The organism is Streptomyces sp. NPDC051561, assembly GCF_044454195.1.
In the GTDB taxonomy this organism is placed as follows: Bacteria; Actinomycetota; Actinomycetes; order Streptomycetales; family Streptomycetaceae; genus Streptomyces.
Window position 1 is genome coordinate 398,054 of the sequence record NZ_JBITDM010000004.1, and the last position, 21,265, is coordinate 419,318.

Consider the following 21,265-nt stretch of genomic DNA (forward strand, 5'->3'; position numbering starts at 1 on the left):
GACGTGTGCCCCGCCTGCGGGCTCCGGCTGCGGCGCGGAGGCCGGACCCACCCGCGAGGCTTGCTGACCCGCCCTCCGCTGCCGGGCCCGAGAGAGTGCGGGAACCGGCTTTCCGGTGCCCCGAGCGGGCTCTGCCCACAGGTGGTCGCCGACATCCCCACCACTCCCGCCACGGACGCACTCGTGGACCTCCAGAAGGACACGCTCGCCATCGCCGACGGAGGGCCTGCTCAGGTCGCGGGTGAACACGTCTCCGGCGCCGAATGGTTCACCGCCCAGAGGATCGTCACGGCCATGGCCCGCCTGGGAGCCCAGCCAGAAGACCTCGACCGCCTGCCCGCACCTGCCGTATATGCCCTGCGCGACGAACGCCGTCGCCGCGAGGAAGCTCCGCGCGGCGGCGGTGGCAGCCAGCTTCGGGCCATGCCCGCGACCGCCGCCCACGCTGCGGCCAGCCTCCTGCTCACCGGGCCGGTCCTGCACGCGCCCGACCAGGCCACCGCCATCGAGATCCTGGCTCCCTGGCTGCACCACATGACGGCTCAGAGGCGCCCAGCCGGCGAAGGTGCTCTGCGTCACCTCCGCGGCTCAGCAGTGCTCGACCGGGTCATGGCCGAAGCCGCCCCGCGCACATCCCGTGTTGCCGGAGCAATCCCCTCCCATCGGGCAGCCGTGCTCGAAGCCCGGCACGTCCCGCACCTCGTGGACCTTGCGGACTACGCCGAACTGCTCCGGCCTCTGCTGCCTGGAACCGCCGAGGTCTCCGGGCGGCGGTTCGGTTCCCTCGCCCTTGCTCGGCTCGCGGGAGCCGGGAGTTGGGCAGAAGCCTCGACCGACCTTGGGATGGACCCCCTCCGGGCGAAGCGGGTGGCGAACACGCTCGTCCAGCGCATCGGCAGCCCGGACACACTCTGGGCAGCCATCCAGGTCATGGCCGACCGGATGCGAGACCGAGGGCTGATCGACTACGCAGCGCGCAGGAACGCGATGGCTGAGCTTCGCGAGATTCCGCACCGCGACCTGTTCCGCATACTGCGGCCCCTCGACCGCGACGTGACCTGGCAACGGCAACGCCACGCCGCCGCTTGGGTCTGGCAGCAGTTCACCAGCGGAGACGCCCGCGAAGCCCCCGCCTACCTGCACGGTTGGGAAGACGGCACGTCCACCGAGTCCATCCGTGAAGGGTGGCGCAGGTTCCACACACGACTCCCCGCCCCTGGTGCCGAAGCCCTCACCGCCTGGGGCGCAGCCCGCCTTGTCCAGGAAGGAATCCAGTGAGTCCAGCGCGACCGCGCACGCTGCGGCCCGTCCACACCAGCCAGCATCCGGCCCACATCCACTACTACGACGCCGAGGGCGTCGAACGCCTCATACCCGCAGTTCACGCCGCGCACGTTCGCTTCGAGGATGCCCTGCCCGCACGGGACATCCCGTCCCGGGTCGGCCAGCGGCACACGCCTGGCAAGCTGTGGTCGTCCACCACAGGCCGGATGGTGGGCTACGAATCACACCTCGAATCCAAGTGGATGAAGCTCTTCGACTTCGACTTCGAGGTGGTGTCGTTCAGCGCCCAGCCCTTCACCATCGACGCCGTCGACGGCCACGGGAAGTGGAAGCACACCCCGGACCTCTTCGCCCGCCGCCGCGACGGATCGGCACTCCTGCTGGACGTGAAGGCAGACGACCGGCTCGCAGTCCCGGCCGTGGCCCAGCAAGCACAGCGAACCGAAGACCTGTGCGCACAGCTCGGCTGGGACTACGACATGGTTGGCGAACCCGACCCTCAGCTTTGGGCCACCGTCCAGTGGCTCGCGGGATACCGACGCCCCTCAGAGGTCGTGGATCACCTTGCTGGCCAACTGATGGCTCTGGCCCAGGAACCGGTCCCCTTGGGGGACTTGGTGAGCTTCCAGCCCTCGCCCGAACTCGCGCGTCCCGTCGTCTTCCACCTCATGTGGCACCACCAGCTCGCCTTCGATCCCGCCCACCCGCTGAGCGACCGCACCACCGTGTGGGCCGCCGAACCACGGAGCAACGCATGAACTCCCACCGCATCGCCGTCACGGACTGGATCGAGTTCGAGGACGAACGGCATCAGGTCGCCGGTCTGGACGGCGCGACCGTCCGCCTGCGGTCGGAGACAGGGCGAGTGCAGACGATCATGCTCTCCGTCATCCTCGCCGACCCGTCCTTCCGGGCTGATGCGAACCCACCGCCGGAGCCCCAGGCAGACGCTTCAACCAGACTCGACCCCGGGGGAACTCTGGCGAGTCTCAAGCCCGAAGTCCGAGACGCCGCCCTGGACCTAGAGGGCCACCTGCGGGAGGTGGAGTCGGGGTTCCGATCCGGGAACCCGCTCGACGCCGCCCCCGGTGAGCCCCGTCCCGAGTACGCACCCGACCAGACGATGACCACCCGCGTAGAAGCCAAGGCTGCCGAGCTGGATCTGAGCAAGCGGAGCATCCACCTGCTGCGGCAGAAGTACGCCGAACAGGGCCTGTGGGGCCTCGTGGACCAGCGCAAGGCCCGCATCAGCAATCCCCTCAGGAACGTCGACCACCGCGCCGTGCAGGCCATACGCGACCAGGCCGCCGCCGAACGCAATGACAGCTCAGCGACCGTCGGGGGCCGCTTCTACCGAAGGGTTCGTAACCGGCTCGATGCCGAACACGGTCTCGGTGTTGTGCCGCTGCCCGGCCGTGACAGCTTCCGGCGAATAGTGGGGCACATCCTCAACAAGAGCCCCGCAGCGCCCGCGTACCAGCGGGCCTCGCTGGCGAACCAGCCCGACCGTCCCTTCGGGACCGTCGTCGCCCGCCGCCCGGGTGAAGTCGTCATGCTCGACACCACTCCGCTCGATGTCATGGCGTACGACCCCGGATCAGATGCCAAGATCCGCGTTGAGCTAACCCTCGCTCTGGACGTAGCAACCCGATCGATACTCGCCTGGCGGCTTACTCCTGAGGGCACCAAGGCCATCGACATCGGTCTGTTGCTGGCTGACGTAATGACCCCGGAGCCGATGCGGCCTGCCTGGCAGGACGCCCTTCGCTACCAGATGCTGCGCGTCCCCTACGAACGCGTAATGAGCGTTGACGAACGACTGGCTGAAGCCGCCGCCCGCCCCGTCATTTACCCCGAGACCCTGCTGTACGACCACGGAAAGCCGTACGTCTCCGACGTCGTGCAACGAGCCTGTACTCGTTGGAAGATCGACCTTCAAGACGCTCGGAAGCTGAAGCCCACCGACAAGCCCCACGTCGAGCGGGTCTTCAAGACCATCCGGGAGCAGTTCGCCGAACACGTCGCCGGATACAAAGGGTTCAACGTGGCCCACCGTGGCCTCACGGTGGACGAGCAGGCCCGCTGGACGATTGATGAACTCTGCGAATTCTTCGCGGAATACGTAATCGCCGTCTACCAGCGCAGGCACCACCGAGGGCTCTCCGCTCACGGGTTCCCAGACCTGCACGTCTCCCCGAATGAGGCATACGGGATGGCGATCGGCTGGGCGGGCTACGTGGTCTGCCCCCGTGATCCGAACATCTATTTCGAGCTGCTGCCCATAGCTCCCCGGGTGATCCACCCGTACGGAGTTGAGCTGAATCACCTCACCTACAACGCTGACATCCTCTACCGCTACCGCGAGTCCAAATCGGTGTATCCGGATGGGCGTTGGCCGGTCCGATACGACCCTCGGAACCTGCTCCACGCCTACTTCCTGGACCCGGCCGACGGTCAGTGGCACGTCCTGCGGTGGACTCATGCGCTCAGCCAGCACCAACCGTTCACGGACATCACCCTCCGCGAAGCAAAACGGCTCATCAGCCTGCGCGGCATCAACCCCGCCGACCAGGACGAAGTCGCCGCCGCACTTGTGGACCTCCAGAACCGCACCGACGCGCCGGAGACCTGGACACGGACCGATCGAAAGCGCCTGTCCCGCGACAGTCACCGAGGCTCCACGCAGGCCCGGGACATCCAACGAGGAGCCGCCCCCGTGGACGAGCACCCCCCACTGGCTGCCGTGCCCGACCTGGAAGAAGAGGCGGAGGACTGGAGCGAGATCGATCTCGCCTCCATCCAGCCCGCCGAAATCTGGAACCCCCACACCAGCCAGGAGGGCTGATGCAGAACTTCGCACACCCCGGACTGGCGGAACCCCGCACGAAGGCCGAATGGCGCGGGTACCTGGACAACAGGCCGCCCGAACGGCCAGTCATGCCCCCGCACGACGTCTACGAAGCCCTGTCCGATGACGAGCGCGAGACCTTGAACGACACGAGGCTCGACTATCACAGCGCGCTCGCGATCATCAGAACGCCGCAGATGAAAGACCTGCACAGCGCGATCGACCGCAAGATCCGTCTCAACGCGTACCAGGCTCCCGGAGCTCGAAGAGGCGTCGTCCTCGACGGGCCACCCACCGTGGGCAAATCCACACTGGTGAAGATGTTCGCCGCCGACCACGAACGCCGACTCCGCCGCAAGCACCCGGAAAGATTCGCCGACGGCTATCAGGTGGATGACATGTGCGTGGACTACACACCCGTCGTGTACCTCAACATCCCGGCCCAGGCCACGCCGAAGGACCTGTCAGTCCTGCTGGCCGATTACCTCGGAATGCCCTACCGGGCAGGAGCCACGAAGACGGACATCACCAAGAACGTGCTCAACGTGATGCGAATATCCGGCGTCGAGCTAGTGATCATCGACGACGTCCACTTCCTCGATCTCTCGGCGAAGGAGGGCAAAGTCGTCAACGACCACCTGAAGTACATCGCGAACCACACCGCCGCCACGTTTGTGTACACCGGGGCTGACCTCAAGAAGTCGGGGCTCTTCCTCGAAGGGCGGGGCAGTACCAGGGCTACGCAGACCTCAAACCGGAACACCCTTTACGCGGTCACCAGGTTCGGCTTCCAGACAGCGAAGCAGCAGCAGGAGTGGGCAGGCGCGGTGATGAGCCTGGAAGGGACCCTAGAGCTCTACCGGCATCGCCCGAACCACCTCGTGAAGCTCTCGTCCTACCTGTACAAGCGCACGGGCGGCAGTATCTGCGCTCTCTCGGACCTCATCCGAGAGTCGGCCATCGCAGCGGTTCTGAACGGCGAGGAAGCCATCACCCGGCGGCTCATGGACACGATCCAGATCAGCGAGTTCTCCGAAGCCGCCTATCGCGAGTCTGTCCGCCGTCCCGTGGTTGGGCGGGGCAATTCGCAGAGGCAGGCAGCCGAGGCTGTCTGACGGGAACTGCGCTGTGCAAGGTTCACCGCGCAGTTCCCGTCCGCGCAGTGCGCGGTGAACTTTGCACCACGCAGGTCACAGCAGTACGGGGTGCAATCTTTTCTGCCGTTCAACAGGTGGCTCAGGAACGCTCCACGCCAATGCGGCGGCGCATGTTCCGGCGCGGCTGGAGGCGTTGGGGACGGCCGCGGGACTTGACCGGGCAGCGCTGCACAGCCAGTTGGGAGCGGCACTGTCGGTGGTGCTGCATCTCGTACGGGACCGCGACGGGCGGCGTCGGCTGGCCGAGATGCATGTGCTGGAGCGGGATCCGGCCGGGCTGGTGGTGACGGTTCCCGCGCTGAGCTGGGGCGACGAGGGGTTCGTACGGGAGCGGGGCTGGCCGCGGCTGCGGGAACTGATCGGGGGTGCGTGATGGGGACGGTGGGGGTGGCCGGGTACGCGGCGATGCTCTGCGCGGGGCTGGCGGCATGGCTGCTGGTCGGGTGGGAGCAGGAGGTGCGGCGGGCGCGGTGGGTGGTGGCCGGAGGACCGGTGGAGGAGAGGGTTCCGCCGTGGGAGCGGTGGTGGGAGGTGGTGCGGGCGAGGGTGCGGCCCGAGTGGGGATGTCTGCCGGTGGCGGGGGTGCTCGCCGTGCTGGGGGAGTCGGTGATTCCGCTGGTGCTGGGGGCGGTGGCGGTGCCGGTGGTGGGACGCCGGTTGCGGGCGCGGGAGTTGGCGCGGGCGCGGTGGCGGCGCGGGGACCGGGTGATCGCTCTGTGCGGGGCGGTGAGTGGGGAGTTGCGGGCCGGTGGTCAGCCGGGGCAGGCGCTCCGGGTGGCCGCGGTGGACACCGGCGGGCTGGGGGACGCGGAGGCGGAGGTGCTGGCGGCGGCCCGGTTCGGGGGCGATGTGCCGGAGGTGCTGCACCGGGCGGCGGGTGCGCCCGGGGCGGAGGGGCTGGTGGGGATGGCGGTCTGCTGGCAGGTGTCGGTGGGCAGCGGGGCCGGTTTGGCGGCCGGCCTGGACCGGTTGGAGGCGGCGCTCAGGGACGAGCGGGACCGGCGCGAGGAGTTGCGGGCCCGGCTGTCCGGGGCCTGGTCGACGGTGGGGCTCCTTGCCCTGCTGCCGATGGTGGGGGTGCTGATCGGGAGCGCGATGGGCGCCGATCCGCTGAAGGTGCTGCTGCATACGCCGCTGGGGCTCGGGTGCCTGCTGGCGGGCGGGGTGTTGGAGGCCGGGGGCCTGGTGTGGGCCAGGCGGATCGTACGGAGCGGAGAGGGGGAGGGCGTGTGAACGGGGACGTTGTCCACAGGCTGGGGGTAGTGGTGTCGGCCGGTGCGGCGGTGGGGTGTCTGGCCTTCGCGGTGGCGGGCCGGCGCAGGGAGCGGGAGGCGAAGCGGCGGCTGGCGACGCTGCTGGCGGTGGAGGCCGCGATGTACGGCGAGCGGCGGGGGCTTCGTGGCTCGGTGGGGTGGGCGCGCGGCTGGGGTGGCCCTCTGGCGGCCGTGGTCACCGGGTATGTGCTGGTGGGCGGGGTGTGGGGGTGCCTGGCCGGGGCGTTCGCGGCGGTGGGGGTGCGGCGGTGGCAGCGGGGCCGGCCGTCGCGGGGTGGGGTGGCTGCGGAGGAGGCGGCCGTGGGTCGGCAACTGCCGCTCGCGGCGGATCTGCTGGCGGCCTGTGTGGCGGCGGGGGCGGGGCCCCGGGAGGCGGCCGAGGCAGTGGGGGAGTCGCTCGGTGGCCCGGTCGGGGAGCGGCTGGCCGGGGTGGCGGCCGAGTTGCGGCTCGGGGGTGAACCGGCGGAGGCATGGGGGCGGTTGGGGGCAATAGCCGGTGCCGAGGGGCTGGCCAGGTGCCTGGAGCGGGCCGGTACCACCGGTGCCCCGGCGGCCGGTCCGGTGGCCCGGGTGGCGGACCGGCTCCGGGCGGAACGTGCGCGCAGGTCCGAGGCCCGGGCGAACCGGGCCGCCGTACTGATCGTCATGCCGCTGTCGCTGTGCTTCCTGCCCGCCTTTCTGGTGGTGGGCGTCGCGCCGGTGGTGATCGGACTGGCGGAGGGGCTGCTGGCGGGCGGTTGAGACGAATGCTGACGAACTGATCCTGGAAAAAGGGGGAGTTGACATGAAGAAGTGGATGCAGGGCCGGGTGGGACGAGGGATGCGCGGGGTGTGGGCGAGAGGGCGGGCACGGATGGCAGCCGACTCCGGAATGACCACTTCCGAATATGCGGTCGGAACCATCGCGGCGTGTGCCTTCGCGGCGGTGCTCTACAAGGTCGTCACGAGTGGCGCGGTTGCGGGGGCGTTGCAGGCGGCGGTGGGGAGGGCGCTGGATGTGCAGTTCTGAGAGCGGGGGTGCTGGGTGTGGAAGCGCTGGGCGTGTGTGGGCCCGGGGCGGTGGGGGTCGGGGTTGGTGTGGCGGGGATCGGGGGTTTGTGACGGCGGAGGCGGCGTTGGTGCTGCCGGTGCTGGTGGTGTTCGGGATGGCGCTGGTCTGGGCGCTGATGGCGGCTGCCGGGCAGATCCGGTGTGTGGACGCGGCGCGGGTCGGGGCGCGGGCGGAAGCGCGGCAGGAGACACGGGCGGCGACCGAGGCGGCGGTGCGGCAGGCGGCGCCGGCCGGGGCACGGGTGGGGTTCAGGCGGGAGGGGGATCTGGTGCGGGTGCTGGTGGAGGCGCCCGCACCGGGGCCCGGCGGGTTGGGGGTGACGTTGCGGGCGGAGGCGGTGGCGCTGGCGGAGGAGACGGTGGGAGTGGAGGGGGTGTGAGGTGAGTGGGGGGTGTGGGGGAGGTGGGAGAAGTGTCGATTGTGAGGCGGGAGGGAGGTGTGGGAGGGGTGCCGGGTGTGAGAGGTGGGGAGCGGGGGTCCGCGACGGTGTGGGCGTTGGGGGTGATCGCGGTGTTGGGGGTGGTGTTTGCCGGGGTGTTGGCGATGGGGCAGGCGGTGGTGGTGCGGCATCGGGCGGGAGGGGGTGCGGACTTGGCGGCGTTGGCGGCGGCGGGGGAGTGGGCGAAGGGGGAGGCGGTGGCATGTGGGAGGGCGGGGGAGGTGGCTCGGGCGCAGGGGGTGTGGCTGGTGGGGTGTGTGGTGCGGGGGGAGGTGGCGGATGTGGTGGTGGGGGCGGGGGTGGGGCCGTATGAGGTGAGGGCGCGGGCGGGGCCGGGGGTGGTGGGGCGAGGTGGGGTGTGAGCGGGGCCGGGGCCGGGGTGGGCCGGGGGTGGGGGTGCGACTGCGTGGGGGGCCGCCCCCTTGCCCGCCCGTTCCGCCCCCCGGGGGGCGGCCCCGCCGCCCAAGCGAGCTGAGGCAACGTGGCAGTGCGGTGGGGAGGCGGTGGTCAGTTGTGCGGCGGTGGGGAGGCGTTGAGGAGGGTGGTGAGGAGGCGGAGGGCGCCTCGTTTGTGGAGGGGGTCGTTGCCGTTGCCGCATTTGGGGGACTGGATGCAGGAGGGGCAGCCGGCGTCGCATTCGCAGGAGGCGATGGCTTCGCGGGTGGCGGTGAGCCAGGCGCGGGCGGTGTGGAAACCGCGCTCTGCGAAGCCCGCGCCGCCCGGGTGCCCGTCGTAGACGAAGACGGTGGGCAGCAGGGTGTCGGGGTGGAGCGGGATGGAGACGCCGCCGATGTCCCAGCGGTCACAGGTGGCGAAGAGCGGGAGGAGGCCGATGGCGGCGTGCTCGGCGGCGTGCAGGGCGCCCGGGAGGATCTCCGGGGTGAGGCGGGCGGTGTCGAGGTCGTCCTCGGTGAGGGTCCACCAGACGGCACGGCTGCGCAGGGTGCGGGGCGGGAGGTCGAGTTTGGTCTCGCCGAGGACCTCGCCGGTGATGAGTTTGCGGCGGAGGAAGGAGACGACCTGGTGGGTGACCTCCACGGAGCCGTAGTGGAGCTGGGCGGTGCCCCAGGGGATGGTCTCGTCGGTGGCGAGGATGGAGATGGCGGTGGTGTCGCGGGCGGTGGTCGAGTAGGGCGGGTTGGCCTCCTCGACGAGGGCGGCGGAGTCTTCGAGGTCGAGACGCCGGACCAGGTAGGTGCGGCCCTGGTGGAGGTGGACGGCGCCTTCGTGGACGGCGGTGTGGGAGGCCTCGGCGTCGACGGTGCCGAGCAGGCGGCCGGTGGATTCCTCGACGATCTGGACCGGGGTGCCGCCGCCGCCCCGGATGTCGGCCAGGTCGGCCGCCCGCTCGCGGCGGGTCCAGTACCAGGACTGGGCGCGCCGGCGCAGCAGGTTCGCCGCTTCGAGGGACGGGAGGAGGGGTGCGGAGGCCGGGCCGAAGAGGGCGAAGTCGGTCTCGGTGAGCGGGAGTTCGGCGGCGGCCGCGCAGAGGTGGGGAGCCAGGACGTACGGGTTGTCGGGGTCCAGGACGGTGGACTCCACGGGCTGCTGGAACAGCGCCTCCGGGTGGTGGGCGAGGTAGGTGTCCAGCGGGTCGTCGCGGGCGACGAGGACGGCGAGGGCGCCCCCGCCGGAGCGGCCCGCGCGGCCGGCCTGCTGCCAGAGGGAGGCCCGGGTGCCCGGGTATCCCGCGATGAGGACGGCGTCCAGCCCGGAGACGTCGATGCCGAGCTCCAGGGCGGTGGTGGCGGCGAGGCCCAGCAGTTCGCCGGAGTGCAGGGAGGCCTCCAGCGCGCGGCGCTCCTCCGGGAGGTAACCGCCCCGGTAGGCCGCCACCCGCGCCGGAAGCGACCGGTCGATTTCGGCCAGTCGCTCCTTGGTGATCAGCGAGATCAGCTCCGCCCCGCGCCGGGAGCGGACGAAGGCGACTGTGCGGGTGTTGTGCAGGATCAGATCGGTGAGGAGGTCGGCGGTCTCTGCGGTGGCGGTGCGCCGGACCGGGGCGTTGTTCTCGCCGTGCAGCTCGGTGAGCGGGGGCTCCCACAGGGCGAAGACCAGCTCGCCGCGCGGCGAGGCGTCGTCGGCCACCTCCTGCACCGGGAGGCCGGTGAGGCGGCTCGCGGCGACGGCCGGGTCGGCGGCGGTGGCCGAGGCGAGGAGGAAGACCGGATCGGCGCCGTACCGCGCACAGAGCCTGCGCAGGCGGCGGATCACCTGGGCGACGTGCGAGCCGAAGACGCCCCGGTAGGTGTGGCACTCGTCGATGACGACGTACCGCAGGGCCTTGAGGAAGGAGGACCAGCGGGGGTGGGAGGGGAGTATCCCGCGGTGCAGCATGTCGGGGTTGGTGAGGACCAGGTTGGCGTACTGGCGCACCCACTCGCGTTCCTCGACGGGGGTGTCGCCGTCGTAGACCGCCGGGCGGATCGCGTTGCCCAGCGGGGCGGCCAGGGATTTCACCGCGCGGCGCTGATCGGCCGCCAGGGCCTTGGTGGGGGCCAGGTAGAGGGCGGTCGCCCCGCGGCCGTTCGGGGCCTGTGAGCCGTCCAGGAGAGCGCTGAGGACCGGCGCGAGGTACGCCAGGGACTTGCCCGAGGCCGTGCCTGTGGCGATCACCACGGATTCGCCGTCCAGTGCGTGCTCCGCCGCCTGCGCCTGGTGGGTCCAGGGGTGCTCGATCCCGGATTTCTGGATCGCCGAGATCACTTCCGCCCGGATGCGGTCGGGCCACACTGCATGGCTGCCCTCTCGCGGGGGCAAGTGCTCCGTATGAGTGACGCGAGCGGCCCGGCTCCCCCCTGCGGTGAGACGGGCGAGGACCTCACCGGGAGACGGGGCGTCGGCCCTGCTCTGGGGAGGTCGTCCGGGACGGGGATTCTTGGCCACAACCGCCGAGTGTGTCACTGGCGTGACGGACAATGGTCCCAAGGCGTCGTGCTCGCCTGCTGGTAAGTGATTGAATGCGTTTCGCGGCTGGCGTTCCGTCCTCTGGCTCCGCCGGGGAGACATCAGGGGGACGGCCGCTCGATAGCAAGGTGCTGGAGGATCCGTGGACCTGTCCCTGTCGACTCGCAATGTGTCCGGACCTGGTGGCGACCGTACGGTCGTCGAGGTCGGTGGCGAGATTGATGTGTATACCGCGCCCAAGCTGCGCGAGCAGTTGGTCGAGTTGGTGAACGACGGCAGCTATCACCTGGTTGTCGACATGGAGGGCGTGGACTTCCTCGACTCCACCGGCCTCGGTGTGCTCGTGGGCGGACTGAAGCGCGTGCGTGCCCACGAGGGCTCGCTGCGCCTGGTCTGCAACCAGGAGCGCATCCTCAAGATCTTCCGGATTACCGGGCTGACCAAGGTGTTCCCGATTCACACCACGGTCGACGAAGCCGTCGCGGCCACCGACTGACGGCTTCTCGGATCGCGAGGGAGTGAGCGAGCTTCTGCTGGAAGCGAGCGAGCTCCGTTCCGGAAAAGCAGAACCGAAGAGCAGAACAAGCAGTACGACGTGGGGTGCCGGGCTTCATCGCCCGGCCCCTGCGGACGCACGCCCGTAAAGCCTAGGGGGAGCGCACATGGCCACCGTGGAACTCCGTTTCAGCGCCCAGCCCGAGCACGTCAGGACGGCCCGCCTCGTGGCGGCCGCCGTGGCTCGCCGGGCCGGGGTCGACGAGGCGGTGCTGGACGAGGTCCGGCTCGCGGTGGGCGAGGCGTGCTCCCGGGCCGTGGGCCTGCACCGTACGAACAACATCGCCGCGCCGGTCCGGGTCGCGCTGACCGAGGAGGAGAAGTCCTTCTCCATCGAGGTCGGCGATGAACTGCCCGGTCCTGCCGGTGCGGTGCCGGGGGCGCGTGCGTCGTCGGACACCGCGGCGGGTTCGGTGGATCTCGACTCCGACGTCGAGGACGACATGGGTCTCGCCGTGATCAGCGGGCTCGTCGACGACTTCCAGGTCATCGACGGGGAGCACGGCGGAGTCATCCGGATGAGCTGGCCCACCACCGCGGCGATCGTAATGCCCTGAAAGCATTGCGTGAATTGATTTTCGAAAGGCCCTGCTCGGCCCCGGCTGAGCAGGGCCTTTCGTTTTTCTCGATCATTGGCGCGACATTCGGAGCGATCAATCCCAGTGATCCAGTAAACGGCACTCTGTTGAGATCAGCTTCCGCTACCTACAATCCGTCCACATCTTGAGCTCTGCATCAAGGAGGACGAATGGCGGGACTTCTCAACTCCCCACAGTCCGAACACTTCTTCAATCTGGCGGTGTCACTCACCGACGACAACCGGCTCATCGTGATCGTCATCGCGGCCGTCGCGATCGCCGCGTTGATCGTCGCCCAGCTGCTGGTACGTCAGGTGCTGGCGGCCGACGAGGGCACCGACTCCATGAAGGAGATCGCCGCCGCCGTACAGGAAGGCGCAAATGCCTATCTGACCCGGCAGTTGCGCACTCTGGGGATCTTCGCGGTGGTCGTGGTCTTTCTGCTGTTGCTGCTTCCGGCCGACAACACCTCGCAACGGATAGGGCGTTCACTGTTCTTCCTCGTCGGCGCGCTGTTCTCGGCGGCGACCGGATACATAGGTATGCGTCTCGCCGTACGAAGTAATGTGCGGGTTGCGGCGGCTGCGCGGGAAGCGACTCCTGTGGAGGGGGAGCCGGAAAAGGATCTGACGACTGTTTCGCACAAAGCGATGAAGATCGCTTTTCGTACGGGCGGCGTCGTCGGCATGATCACGGTGGGTCTCGGCCTGCTGGGAGCGGCCGTCGTCGTCCTCGTGTACGCCGAGCACGCGCCGAAGGTCCTGGAGGGCTTCGGGCTGGGCGCGGCCCTCATCGCGATGTTCATGAGGGTCGGCGGCGGCATCTTCACCAAGGCCGCCGACGTCGGCGCCGACCTGGTCGGCAAGGTGGAACAAGGCATTCCGGAAGACGATCCGCGCAATGCCGCCACCATCGCCGACAACGTGGGCGACAACGTCGGCGACTGCGCGGGCATGGCGGCCGACCTCTTCGAGTCGTACGCCGTGACCCTGGTGGCCGCACTGATCCTGGGCATGGCCGCCTTCGGCGACGCGGGTCTGGCGTTCCCGCTGATCGTCCCCGCGATCGGGGTGGTCACCGCCATGATCGGGATCTTCGCCGTCGCACCCCGGCGCAGCGACCGCAGTGGCATGTCCGCGATCAACCGGGGATTCTTCATCTCCGCGGTGATCTCGCTGGTGCTGGTCGCCGTGGCCGTCTTCGTACACCTGCCGTCGTCGTACGCGGAGCTGGAAGGCGTCGCGGACAAGGCGGTGCTCGGGCACAGCGGGGATCCGCGGATGCTGGCGCTGGTCGCCGTCGCCATCGGGATCGTGCTGGCCGCCCTCATCCAGCAGCTGACCGGGTACTTCACCGAGACCACCCGGCGGCCCGTCCGCGACATCGGCAAGTCGTCGCTGACCGGACCGGCGACCGTGGTGCTGGCCGGCATCTCCATCGGCCTGGAGTCCGCCGTCTACACGGCGCTGCTGATCGGGCTCGGTGTGTACGGGGCCTTCCTGCTCGGCGGTACGTCGATCATCCTGGCCCTCTTCGCGGTCGCGCTGGCCGGGACCGGGCTGCTCACCACCGTCGGGGTCATCGTCGCGATGGACACCTTCGGACCGGTCTCCGACAACGCGCAGGGCATCGCCGAGATGTCCGGCGACGTGACCGGCGCGGGCGCCCAGGTGCTCACCGACCTGGACGCGGTGGGCAACACCACCAAGGCCATCACCAAGGGCATCGCGATCGCCACCGCCGTACTCGCGGCGGCCGCGCTCTTCGGTTCGTACCGGGACGCGATCTTCCGGGCGGCCAAGGAGGCGGGAATCGTGACCGGCGGCGAAGGTGCGCCGGTCAACATCGTGATGGACATCTCGCAGCCCAACAATCTCGTCGGGCTGATGCTGGGTGCCGCGGTCGTCTTCCTCTTCTCGGGGCTGGCGATCAACGCGGTGTCGCGGTCGGCCGGAGCCGTGGTCCACGAGGTGCGAAGGCAGTTCCGGGAGCACCCCGGGATCATGGATTACACCGAGAAGCCGGAGTACGGGCGGGTCGTCGACATCTGCACCAAGGACGCGCTGCGGGAGCTGGCGACGCCGGGTCTGCTCGCGGTGATGGCGCCGATCGCGGTCGGCTTCACCTTCGGTGTCGGAGCGCTCGGCGCGTATCTGGCGGGCGCGATCGGGACGGGCACGCTGATGGCCGTCTTCCTCGCGAACTCGGGCGGGGCCTGGGACAACGCCAAGAAGCTGGTCGAGGACGGGCACCACGGCGGCAAGGGCAGCGAGGCGCATGCCGCGACCGTGATCGGGGACACCGTCGGTGACCCGTTCAAGGACACCGCCGGGCCCGCCATCAACCCGCTGCTGAAGGTGATGAACCTGGTGGCGCTGCTGATCGCGCCCGCCGTGGTGCAGTTCAGCTTCGGCGTGGACGCGAATCCGTGGGTACGGGCCGTGGTCGCCGTGATCGCCTTCGGTGTGATCGTCGTCGCGGTGTACATCTCCAAGAGGCGCGGCATCGTGATGGGTGACGAAGGCAACTCCGGTGGGGTTCCGAAGCAGGTCAAGCCGCCCGTGACCTCGAACGCGGGGGTGCGGCCGATGCCGTAGACGATCACGTACGCGCAGGTCGAAAGGCGGACGGCCGACGGGTGTTGACGCGTCGGCCGTCCGTTTGCGCGGGGGCGCGAGCCGGGGCACGTGACCCGGCTCTCTTTTGGTGCAAATGGCTTCAATGCCTGGTAAACCGGATGACCGGCGCAAGGGGACGGGCCGCTTGGCGTGTATGTTCCGGGGCCGAGAACCTTGAAGGGACCAATCCGGTGAACAAGAAGCTTGCAGCCGCACTGTCCGGCGGTGCGGTACTGGTGATGATGACCACGCTGACGGCCTGTGGGGACAGCCCCGAGGAGAAGGCTCAGAAGGAGGCGGAGGCCTGGTCGAAGTCCTACTGCCCCAAGGAGAAGGCGTCCCTGGACAAGCGGCAGAAGGCCGACAAGACCATCGCCGACACGACGGCGGACGGTGAGCCGGAGGACATCAAGAAGGCCGACTCCGCGGCGATCCAGCAGATGGTGGACGCCGACAAGGAGTGGATCACCGCTCTCCGTGCGGCGGGTGCGCCGCCGGTCAAGGACGGTGCGGCCAGCCACAAGCGGATGATCCAGGACCTGGAGAAGGGGATCACCGCCTTCACCGAGCTGAAGAAGCAGTCCGACGCGCTGGACACCAAGGACCTGGGCAAGTTCTCCAAGGGCCTGGACAAGCTGGGCGCGGACCTCGGCAAGGCCACCAAGGTCACCAACCAGCGGGTCTTCTGCCCGTCGAACGCCGGCAAGACGCAGTAGCGGCAGCGGTACGGGGCCCCTGGGACCGGGAGAGGTCCGGGGGCCCGGATTTCCGGGGCCGGGAGAGGCCCCTGGGCCGGGACGCGGGTGCCGGGAAAGGGCCTGGGCCGGGACGAGGGTGGCGTTGTCCCGGGACCCCGCCTGTCCCCGTGCCCCACCTGCTGACCCGGCGGTACCGCGATTGTCAGTGGCAGCGGTGACAATGGCCGGGTGAGCCAGACCAGCCTTTCCGCGCCCCTGCCCGAGTCCCTGCCCACCCCCGAGCACGCGGGCCGTCTGCGCGACGCCCTGCTCGCCGCGGCCTTCACCGCCGACGGGCTGCTCGATCTGCTCGGCGCGCCCGCCTACAGCGCGCTGGCCCGGGGCGAGAGTGTGCCCGCGCTGCGGGCGACCCGGGGGGACAGTCCGGCGGCGACGCTGGTCCGGCTGTTCCTGCTGCGCGAGACCGTGCCCGCCGAGCGGGTCGCGGCCGTACTGCCGGTGGAGATGTGCCTGGCCGACGGATGGCTGGTGGCCGACACGGTGGCCGCCACGGTGACCGCTGGGACGGCGGGCGGCGACGGAGCGTCCGGCGAGGGCCTGCGGGCGACCGGTGGCGGTCTGCGCGCGAGCGTCGACGTGCGGCCGTACGGCGGGGACGACGGCCAGGACTGGTTCATCGTGTCCGACCTCGGGCGCGCGGTCGGCGGCGCCGGTGGTGCGGGTACCAGCCAGGAAGGCGTGGTCCTGGGCGTCGGCGGCGCTTCCACCACACTCGCCGGAATCACCGTCCGCACTCCTGTCGGGTCCGCCCTCGACCTCGGCACCGGCTCCGGCATCCAGGCGCTGCACGCCGCCCAGCACGCGGTACGGGTCACCGCCACCGACCTGAATCCGCGCGCCCTCGCCTTCACCAGGCTCACCCTCGCCCTGTCCGGGGCGGCGGCGGCCGAGCTGCTGGAGGGCTCGCTGTTCGAGCCGGTCGGCGCGGCGGCGTACGACCTGATCGTCTCCAACCCGCCCTTCGTGATCTCGCCCGGCGCCCGGCTGACCTACCGGGACGGCGGGATGGGCGGCGACGACCTGTGCCGCACGCTGGTCTCCGGGGCCGGGGAGCGGTTGAACGAGGGCGGATACGCCCAGTTCCTGGCCAACTGGCAGCACCTAGACGGCGAAGACTGGAAGGACCGGCTCCGGTCCTGGGTGCCGCAGGGCTGCGACGCGTGGATCGTGCAGCGCGAGGTGCAGGACATCACGCAGTACGCCGAGTTGTGGCTGCGGGACGGCGGCGACCACCGGACGGATCCCGCCGAGTACGCGGCGCGGTACGGGGCGTGGCTGGACGAGTTCGAGGAGCGGAAGACGACCGGGGTCGGCTTTGGCTGGATTACGTTGCGCAAGCGGCCGGCCGGGGCCGTGGGCGAGCCCTCGGTGACCGTCGAGGAGTGGCCGCACCCCGTCGAGCAGCCGCTCGGTGCGGTGATCCGGGAGCACTTCGAGCGCCAGGACTATCTGCGCTCGCGCGACGACGCCGGGCTGCTCGCCGATCACTTCGTGCTGGCCGGGGAGGTCGTGCAGGAGCAGATCGGGGTGCCCGGCGAGGAGGACCCGGAGTACGTGGTGCTGCGTCAGCACCGGGGCATGCGGCGGGCGATGAAGGTCGACACGGTCGGCGCGGGCTTCGCCGGGGTCTGTGACGGTGCGCTGAGCGCCGGGCAGATCCTCGATGCGATCGCCCAACTGATGGACGAGGACGCGGTGTTGTTGCGGGATCGTACGCCGGAGGCGATCCGGGCCATGGTGGAGGAGGGGTTCCTGGTTCCGGTGGAGAAGTAGCGCAAGCAGGGGTCCAAGTCACTGGGATCATCCGGTGGGGGAGGCGGCCATGACGGATGCGCCGGTGCACTCCGGGCGCATTTCGGTACGCCGGGCTCGCGCGGTTTCGCGGACGACGACCCGTAAGGCACTCACCGCGCGCCCGGCACCCCCCCCGTCGCAAGCCGCGCCGGGCCGTCGTGAGCGCGGCCGTGGCGGGCAGTGCCGGTCGCGATCGGTGGCGGCACCTGGGCGCTGAGGAGCAGAAGGACGCGTATCACGCCCCGCTGACGGATTGTGTGGATCGGCACACGGATCGGGTGATCGGCGTGGTGGGGTAGCCGGCCGGAATGACGTACCGGAGGACGTTCGACGACCGGCACAAGCTCTGCGCCAGCAGGTACGAGGCGGTCTGGGCGCCCGACGCCAGGACGGCCGTGTTCGGCAGGGGCGCGGAGGACGAGTGGAGGGTGGGCTTCACCAAGGTCGTCCGCACGGTCGGGCGCCTGGACGGCAAGGCGGAGCCGGGAAGGGTTGCGCCGGTCGGCGGCGGCTGAGTGCCGCCGACCGGGGTGTTGCCGGGGTGCCGGGGAGGGCCGGTGACCTGGACGTGGACCGGTGGGAGCGGCAGGCGTCCTGGCCGTCGGACAGGCCGTGGTGCAGCGGTGTTCCGCCGGGTCGGCGAGCCTGCTCCGGCCGCCCGGGCCCGGTGTCCGGCCGGGCCCGGGCGGCCGGACCCGTAAGGGGTGGTGTGTCGGTCCGGGCGGCAGGAATGGCGATTGTCGGGTTACCGTCTCTCAAGTGGCCGTTGCGGGCTTTCAGGCTTTTGCCGTTTGACACGGGGGCGGGTTGTACCGTCACACTCCGCAGCGTTGCGCGTCGGCACACCCCGTGTCCGGCGCGGACCGACCACCGCTTGTGACCAACGAGTGTCGACCGGAGAGAAGAGCCAAGTTGTCCCCGACCAGCGAGACCGCACAGGGCGGCCGCCGACTCGTCATCGTCGAGTCTCCTGCCAAGGCGAAGACGATCAAGGGCTACCTCGGCCCCGGATACGTAGTCGAGGCGAGCGTCGGGCACATCCGCGACCTCCCCAACGGCGCCGCCGAGGTGCCGGACAAGTACACCGGCGAGGTGCGCCGCCTCGGGGTCGACGTCGAGAACGACTTCCAGCCCATCTACGTCGTGAACTCCGACAAGAAGGCGCAGGTCAAGAAGCTCAAGGACCTGCTGGCCGAGTCGGACGAACTCTTCCTCGCCACCGATGAGGACCGCGAGGGCGAAGCCATCGCGTGGCACCTGCAAGAGGTTCTGAAGCCCAAGGTCCCGGTCCACCGGATGGTCTTTCACGAGATCACCAAGGACGCGATCCGCGAGGCGGTGTCGAACCCGCGCGAGCTGAACAAGCCGATGGTCGACGCCCAGGAGACCCGCCGCATCCTCGACCGCCTCTACGGCTACGAGGTCTCGCCGGTCCTGTGGAAGAAGGTCATGCCGAAGCTCTCGGCGGGCCGCGTCCAGTCCGTCGCGACACGTCTCGTGGTCGCCCGGGAACGCGAGCGCATCGCTTTTCGTTCTGCTGAGTACTGGGACCTCACCGGTACGTTCTCCACCGGACGCACCGGGGACGCCTCCGACCCGTCCACCCTGGTCGCCCGCCTGACCACGGTCGACGGCCGGCGCATCGCCCAGGGCCGCGACTTCAACGCGGCCGGACAACTGAAGAGCGACGTCCAGCACCTCGACGAGGTGAACGCCCGCGCCCTGGCCGCGGCGCTCGCCGACTCCACCTTCGCCGTGCGCTCGGTCGAGTCCAAGCCGTACCGCCGCTCGCCGTACGCCCCCTTCCGTACGACGACCCTCCAGCAGGAGGCGTCCCGCAAGCTCGGTTTCGGCGCGAAGTCGACCATGCAGGTGGCCCAGAAGCTGTACGAGAACGGCTTCATCACCTATATGCGTACGGACTCCACCACGCTTTCGGACACCGCGGTGCAGGCCGCGCGTGCCCAGGTGACGCAGCTCTACGGCGCCAACTACCTGCCGGACAAGCCGCGCACGTACGCCGGGAAGGTCAAGAACGCGCAGGAGGCGCACGAGGCGATCCGCCCCTCGGGTGATCGTTTCCGCACTCCGGCCGAGACCGGTCTGACCGGCGACCAGTTCCGGCTCTACGAGCTGATCTGGAAGCGGACCGTCGCCTCCCAGATGAAGGACGCGGTCGGTAACTCGGTCACCGTGAAGATCGCGGGCACGGCGTCCGACGGCCGGGTCGCCGAGTTCTCGGCCTCCGGCAAGACGATCACCTTCCACGGCTTCATGAAGGCGTACGTCGAAGGCGCCGACGACCCGAACGCGGAGCTGGACGACCGCGAGCGCCGGCTGCCGCAGGTCGCCGAGGGCGACGCGCTGGGTGCCGAGGAGATCACCGTCGACGGCCACGCCACCAAGCCGCCGGCCCGCTACACCGAGGCCTCGCTGGTCAAGGAGCTGGAAGAGCGCGAGATCGGCCGCCCGTCGACGTACGCCTCGATCATCGGCACCATCCTGGACCGCGGCTACGTCTTCAAGAAGGGCACCGCGCTCGTCCCGTCGTTCCTGTCGTTCGCCGTGGTCAACCTGCTGGAGAAGCACTTCGGCCGGCTCGTCGACTACGACTTCACCGCCCGGATGGAGGACGACCTCGACCGCATCGCGCGGGGCGAGGCGCAGTCCGTGCCGTGGCTGCGGCGGTTCTACTTCGGCGAGGGCGAGGCCACGGGCGTCGCCTCCGACGCGGGCAACGGCGACGGGGACCACCTCGGCGGCCTCAAGGAACTGGTGACCGACCTCGGCGCCATCGACGCCCGGGAGATCTCCTCCTTCCCCGTCGGCGACGGGATCGTGCTGCGGGTCGGCCGTTACGGGCCTTACGTCGAGCGCGGTGAGAAGGACGCGGAGAACCACCAGCGCGCCGACGTACCGGACGACATGGCTCCGGACGAGCTGACGGTGGAGTACGCGGAGGAGCTGCTCGCCAAGCCGAGCGGTGACTTCGAGCTGGGCGCCGACCCGGAGACGGGCCGGCAGATCGTCGCCAAGGACGGGCGCTACGGCCCGTACGTCACGGAGATCCTGCCCGAGGGCACCCCGAAGACCGGCAAGAACGCGGTCAAGCCGCGTACCGCTTCCCTCTTCAAGTCGATGTCCCTGGACACGGTCACCCTGGCCGACGCCCTGAAGCTGATGTCGCTGCCGCGAGTGGTGGGCACGGACGCCGAGGGCGTGGAGATCACCGCGCAGAACGGCCGCTACGGCCCGTACCTGAAGAAGGGCACCGACTCGCGCTCCCTGGAGACCGAGGACCAGCTCTTCTCCATCACGGTGGACGAGGCCCTCGCGATCTACGCCCAGCCCAAGCAGCGCGGGCGGGCCGCCGCCAAGCCGCCGCTGAAGGAGCTCGGCACGGACCCGGTCAGCGAGAAGCCGGTAGTGGTGAAGGACGGCCGCTTCGGCGCGTACGTCACCGACGGCGAGACCAATGCGACGCTGCGGTCCGGCGACAGTGTGGAGGAGATCACTCCGGAGCGCGGCTACGAGCTGCTGGCCGAGAAGCGCGCCAAGGGCCCGGCCAAGAAGACCGCGAAGAAGGCGGCGAAGAAGGCACCGGCGAAGAAGGCGACCGCGAAGAAGACGGTGGCCAAGAAGACGGCCGCGAAGAAGACGACGGCTTCGACGGCGAAGAAGGCGGTGGCCAAGAAGGCGCCGGCGAAGAAGGCGGCGACGGCGGCTTCCGCGGAGGCGGCCGAGTAGTAGCCGGGTAGACAGGTGTGATGACCGGCCGTTGACCGGCCGGGGTGGCTCGGGCCTCGCTTCCCTCTGTGGGAAGTGGGGCCTCTGCCGTGGGTACGGAGTCGGGGTCCGGGTGGGCCGGCGACGGTGGGTGCGACTCCGTGGAGGGGGCCGCCCCCTTGCCCGCCCGGTCCGCCCCCCCCGGGCCCCGCCGCCCAAGGGGGCTACCGGGGGCGGCCGTGCATACGTTCGGACACCCCCGCATGCATCCCCCTT

The 21,265-nt window shown here is 70.1% G+C and carries 17 protein-coding genes and 1 pseudogene; 17 read left to right on the forward strand and 1 reads right to left on the reverse strand.

Annotated elements, in window-relative coordinates; genetic code table 11:
• Positions 1-141: 141 nt before the first annotated feature.
• The 10 genes and pseudogenes from ACIA73_RS12850 (at position 142) to ACIA73_RS12895 (ending at position 8,415) form a co-directional block, all read left to right on the forward strand.
• Entirely contained in the window at positions 142-1,278 is a 1,137-nt protein-coding gene (locus ACIA73_RS12850) for a hypothetical protein (RefSeq protein ID WP_399438604.1), read from the forward strand.
• Entirely contained in the window at positions 1,275-2,042 is a 768-nt protein-coding gene (locus tag ACIA73_RS12855) for a TnsA-like heteromeric transposase endonuclease subunit (RefSeq protein WP_399438457.1), read from the forward strand. Before ACIA73_RS12850 ends, ACIA73_RS12855 begins: the two co-directional genes overlap by 4 nt.
• A complete protein-coding gene (locus tag ACIA73_RS12860; RefSeq protein WP_399438458.1) occupies positions 2,039-4,129 on the forward strand; it encodes a Mu transposase C-terminal domain-containing protein in 2,091 nt (696 codons plus the stop codon). The genes ACIA73_RS12855 and ACIA73_RS12860 overlap by 4 nt, the downstream gene beginning before the upstream one ends.
• Complete coding sequence (locus ACIA73_RS12865) at positions 4,129-5,247, forward strand: TniB family NTP-binding protein (RefSeq protein ID WP_399438459.1); 1,119 nt, start codon at positions 4,129-4,131, stop codon at positions 5,245-5,247. The genes ACIA73_RS12860 and ACIA73_RS12865 overlap by 1 nt, the downstream gene beginning before the upstream one ends.
• Positions 5,248-5,273: 26 nt before the next feature.
• Positions 5,274-5,662: pseudogene (locus ACIA73_RS12870) on the forward strand (pilus assembly protein CpaF); the annotation flags it as partial.
• A complete protein-coding gene (locus ACIA73_RS12875; protein ID WP_399438460.1) occupies positions 5,662-6,522 on the forward strand; it encodes a type II secretion system F family protein in 861 nt (286 codons plus the stop codon). The pseudogene ACIA73_RS12870 and the gene ACIA73_RS12875, both read left to right, overlap by 1 nt.
• On the forward strand, positions 6,519-7,304 hold the full coding sequence (locus ACIA73_RS12880; protein WP_399438462.1) for a type II secretion system F family protein: 786 nt from the start codon (positions 6,519-6,521) through the stop codon (positions 7,302-7,304). Before ACIA73_RS12875 ends, ACIA73_RS12880 begins: the two co-directional genes overlap by 4 nt.
• Positions 7,305-7,383: 79 nt before the next feature.
• Positions 7,384-7,572 (forward strand): DUF4244 domain-containing protein, encoded by a 189-nt coding sequence (locus ACIA73_RS12885; RefSeq protein WP_399438592.1) that lies wholly within the window; start codon positions 7,384-7,386, stop codon positions 7,570-7,572.
• Between the two features lie 88 nt (positions 7,573-7,660).
• A complete protein-coding gene (locus ACIA73_RS12890) occupies positions 7,661-7,993 on the forward strand; it encodes a TadE family type IV pilus minor pilin (RefSeq protein ID WP_399438464.1) in 333 nt (110 codons plus the stop codon).
• A 143-nt stretch (positions 7,994-8,136) separates the two neighbouring features.
• Positions 8,137-8,415, forward strand: coding sequence for an Rv3654c family TadE-like protein (locus tag ACIA73_RS12895; RefSeq protein WP_399438593.1), 279 nt, complete (start codon positions 8,137-8,139; stop codon positions 8,413-8,415).
• A gap of 145 nt (positions 8,416-8,560) precedes the next feature.
• Here ACIA73_RS12895 and ACIA73_RS12900 read toward each other — a convergent pair whose 3' ends face one another.
• Positions 8,561-11,062: a DEAD/DEAH box helicase gene (locus ACIA73_RS12900; protein WP_399438465.1), complete on the reverse strand. Its 2,502-nt coding sequence runs from the start codon at positions 11,060-11,062 to the stop codon at positions 8,561-8,563.
• A gap of 40 nt (positions 11,063-11,102) precedes the next feature.
• Here ACIA73_RS12900 and ACIA73_RS12905 point away from each other — a divergent pair, with 40 nt between their 5' ends.
• The 7 genes from ACIA73_RS12905 (at position 11,103) to topA (ending at position 21,010) form a co-directional block, all read left to right on the forward strand.
• Complete coding sequence (locus ACIA73_RS12905; protein ID WP_003967428.1) at positions 11,103-11,456, forward strand: STAS domain-containing protein; 354 nt, start codon at positions 11,103-11,105, stop codon at positions 11,454-11,456.
• A gap of 166 nt (positions 11,457-11,622) precedes the next feature.
• Complete coding sequence (locus tag ACIA73_RS12910; RefSeq protein WP_399438466.1) at positions 11,623-12,072, forward strand: ATP-binding protein; 450 nt, start codon at positions 11,623-11,625, stop codon at positions 12,070-12,072.
• A 191-nt stretch (positions 12,073-12,263) separates the two neighbouring features.
• A complete protein-coding gene (locus tag ACIA73_RS12915; RefSeq protein WP_399438467.1) occupies positions 12,264-14,690 on the forward strand; it encodes a sodium-translocating pyrophosphatase in 2,427 nt (808 codons plus the stop codon).
• A gap of 212 nt (positions 14,691-14,902) precedes the next feature.
• Positions 14,903-15,427, forward strand: a complete 525-nt coding sequence (locus ACIA73_RS12920) for a small secreted protein (RefSeq protein WP_399438469.1) — start codon at positions 14,903-14,905, stop codon at positions 15,425-15,427.
• Between the two features lie 210 nt (positions 15,428-15,637).
• Entirely contained in the window at positions 15,638-17,242 is a 1,605-nt protein-coding gene (locus tag ACIA73_RS12925; protein ID WP_399438471.1) for a methyltransferase, read from the forward strand.
• 329 nt (positions 17,243-17,571) lie between these two features.
• Positions 17,572-17,778 (forward strand): hypothetical protein, encoded by a 207-nt coding sequence (locus ACIA73_RS12930; RefSeq protein WP_399438473.1) that lies wholly within the window; start codon positions 17,572-17,574, stop codon positions 17,776-17,778.
• A 397-nt stretch (positions 17,779-18,175) separates the two neighbouring features.
• On the forward strand, positions 18,176-21,010 hold the full coding sequence (topA, locus tag ACIA73_RS12935; protein ID WP_399438474.1) for a type I DNA topoisomerase: 2,835 nt from the start codon (positions 18,176-18,178) through the stop codon (positions 21,008-21,010).
• The last annotated feature ends 255 nt before the right edge of the window (positions 21,011-21,265 follow it).

Coding starts and splice junctions, on each gene's coding strand:
- ACIA73_RS12885 (WP_399438592.1), top strand. CDS start 7,384: ATGCGCGGGGTGTGGGCGAGAGGGCGGGCACGGATGGCAGCCGACTCC.
- ACIA73_RS12875 (WP_399438460.1), top strand. CDS start 5,662: ATGGGGACGGTGGGGGTGGCCGGGTACGCGGCGATGCTCTGCGCGGGG.
- ACIA73_RS12860 (WP_399438458.1), top strand. CDS start 2,039: ATGAACTCCCACCGCATCGCCGTCACGGACTGGATCGAGTTCGAGGAC.
- ACIA73_RS12900 (WP_399438465.1), bottom strand. CDS start 11,062: ATGTCTCCCCGGCGGAGCCAGAGGACGGAACGCCAGCCGCGAAACGCA.
- ACIA73_RS12930 (WP_399438473.1), top strand. CDS start 17,572: ATGACGTACCGGAGGACGTTCGACGACCGGCACAAGCTCTGCGCCAGC.
- ACIA73_RS12865 (WP_399438459.1), top strand. CDS start 4,129: ATGCAGAACTTCGCACACCCCGGACTGGCGGAACCCCGCACGAAGGCC.
- ACIA73_RS12910 (WP_399438466.1), top strand. CDS start 11,623: ATGGCCACCGTGGAACTCCGTTTCAGCGCCCAGCCCGAGCACGTCAGG.
- ACIA73_RS12915 (WP_399438467.1), top strand. CDS start 12,264: ATGGCGGGACTTCTCAACTCCCCACAGTCCGAACACTTCTTCAATCTG.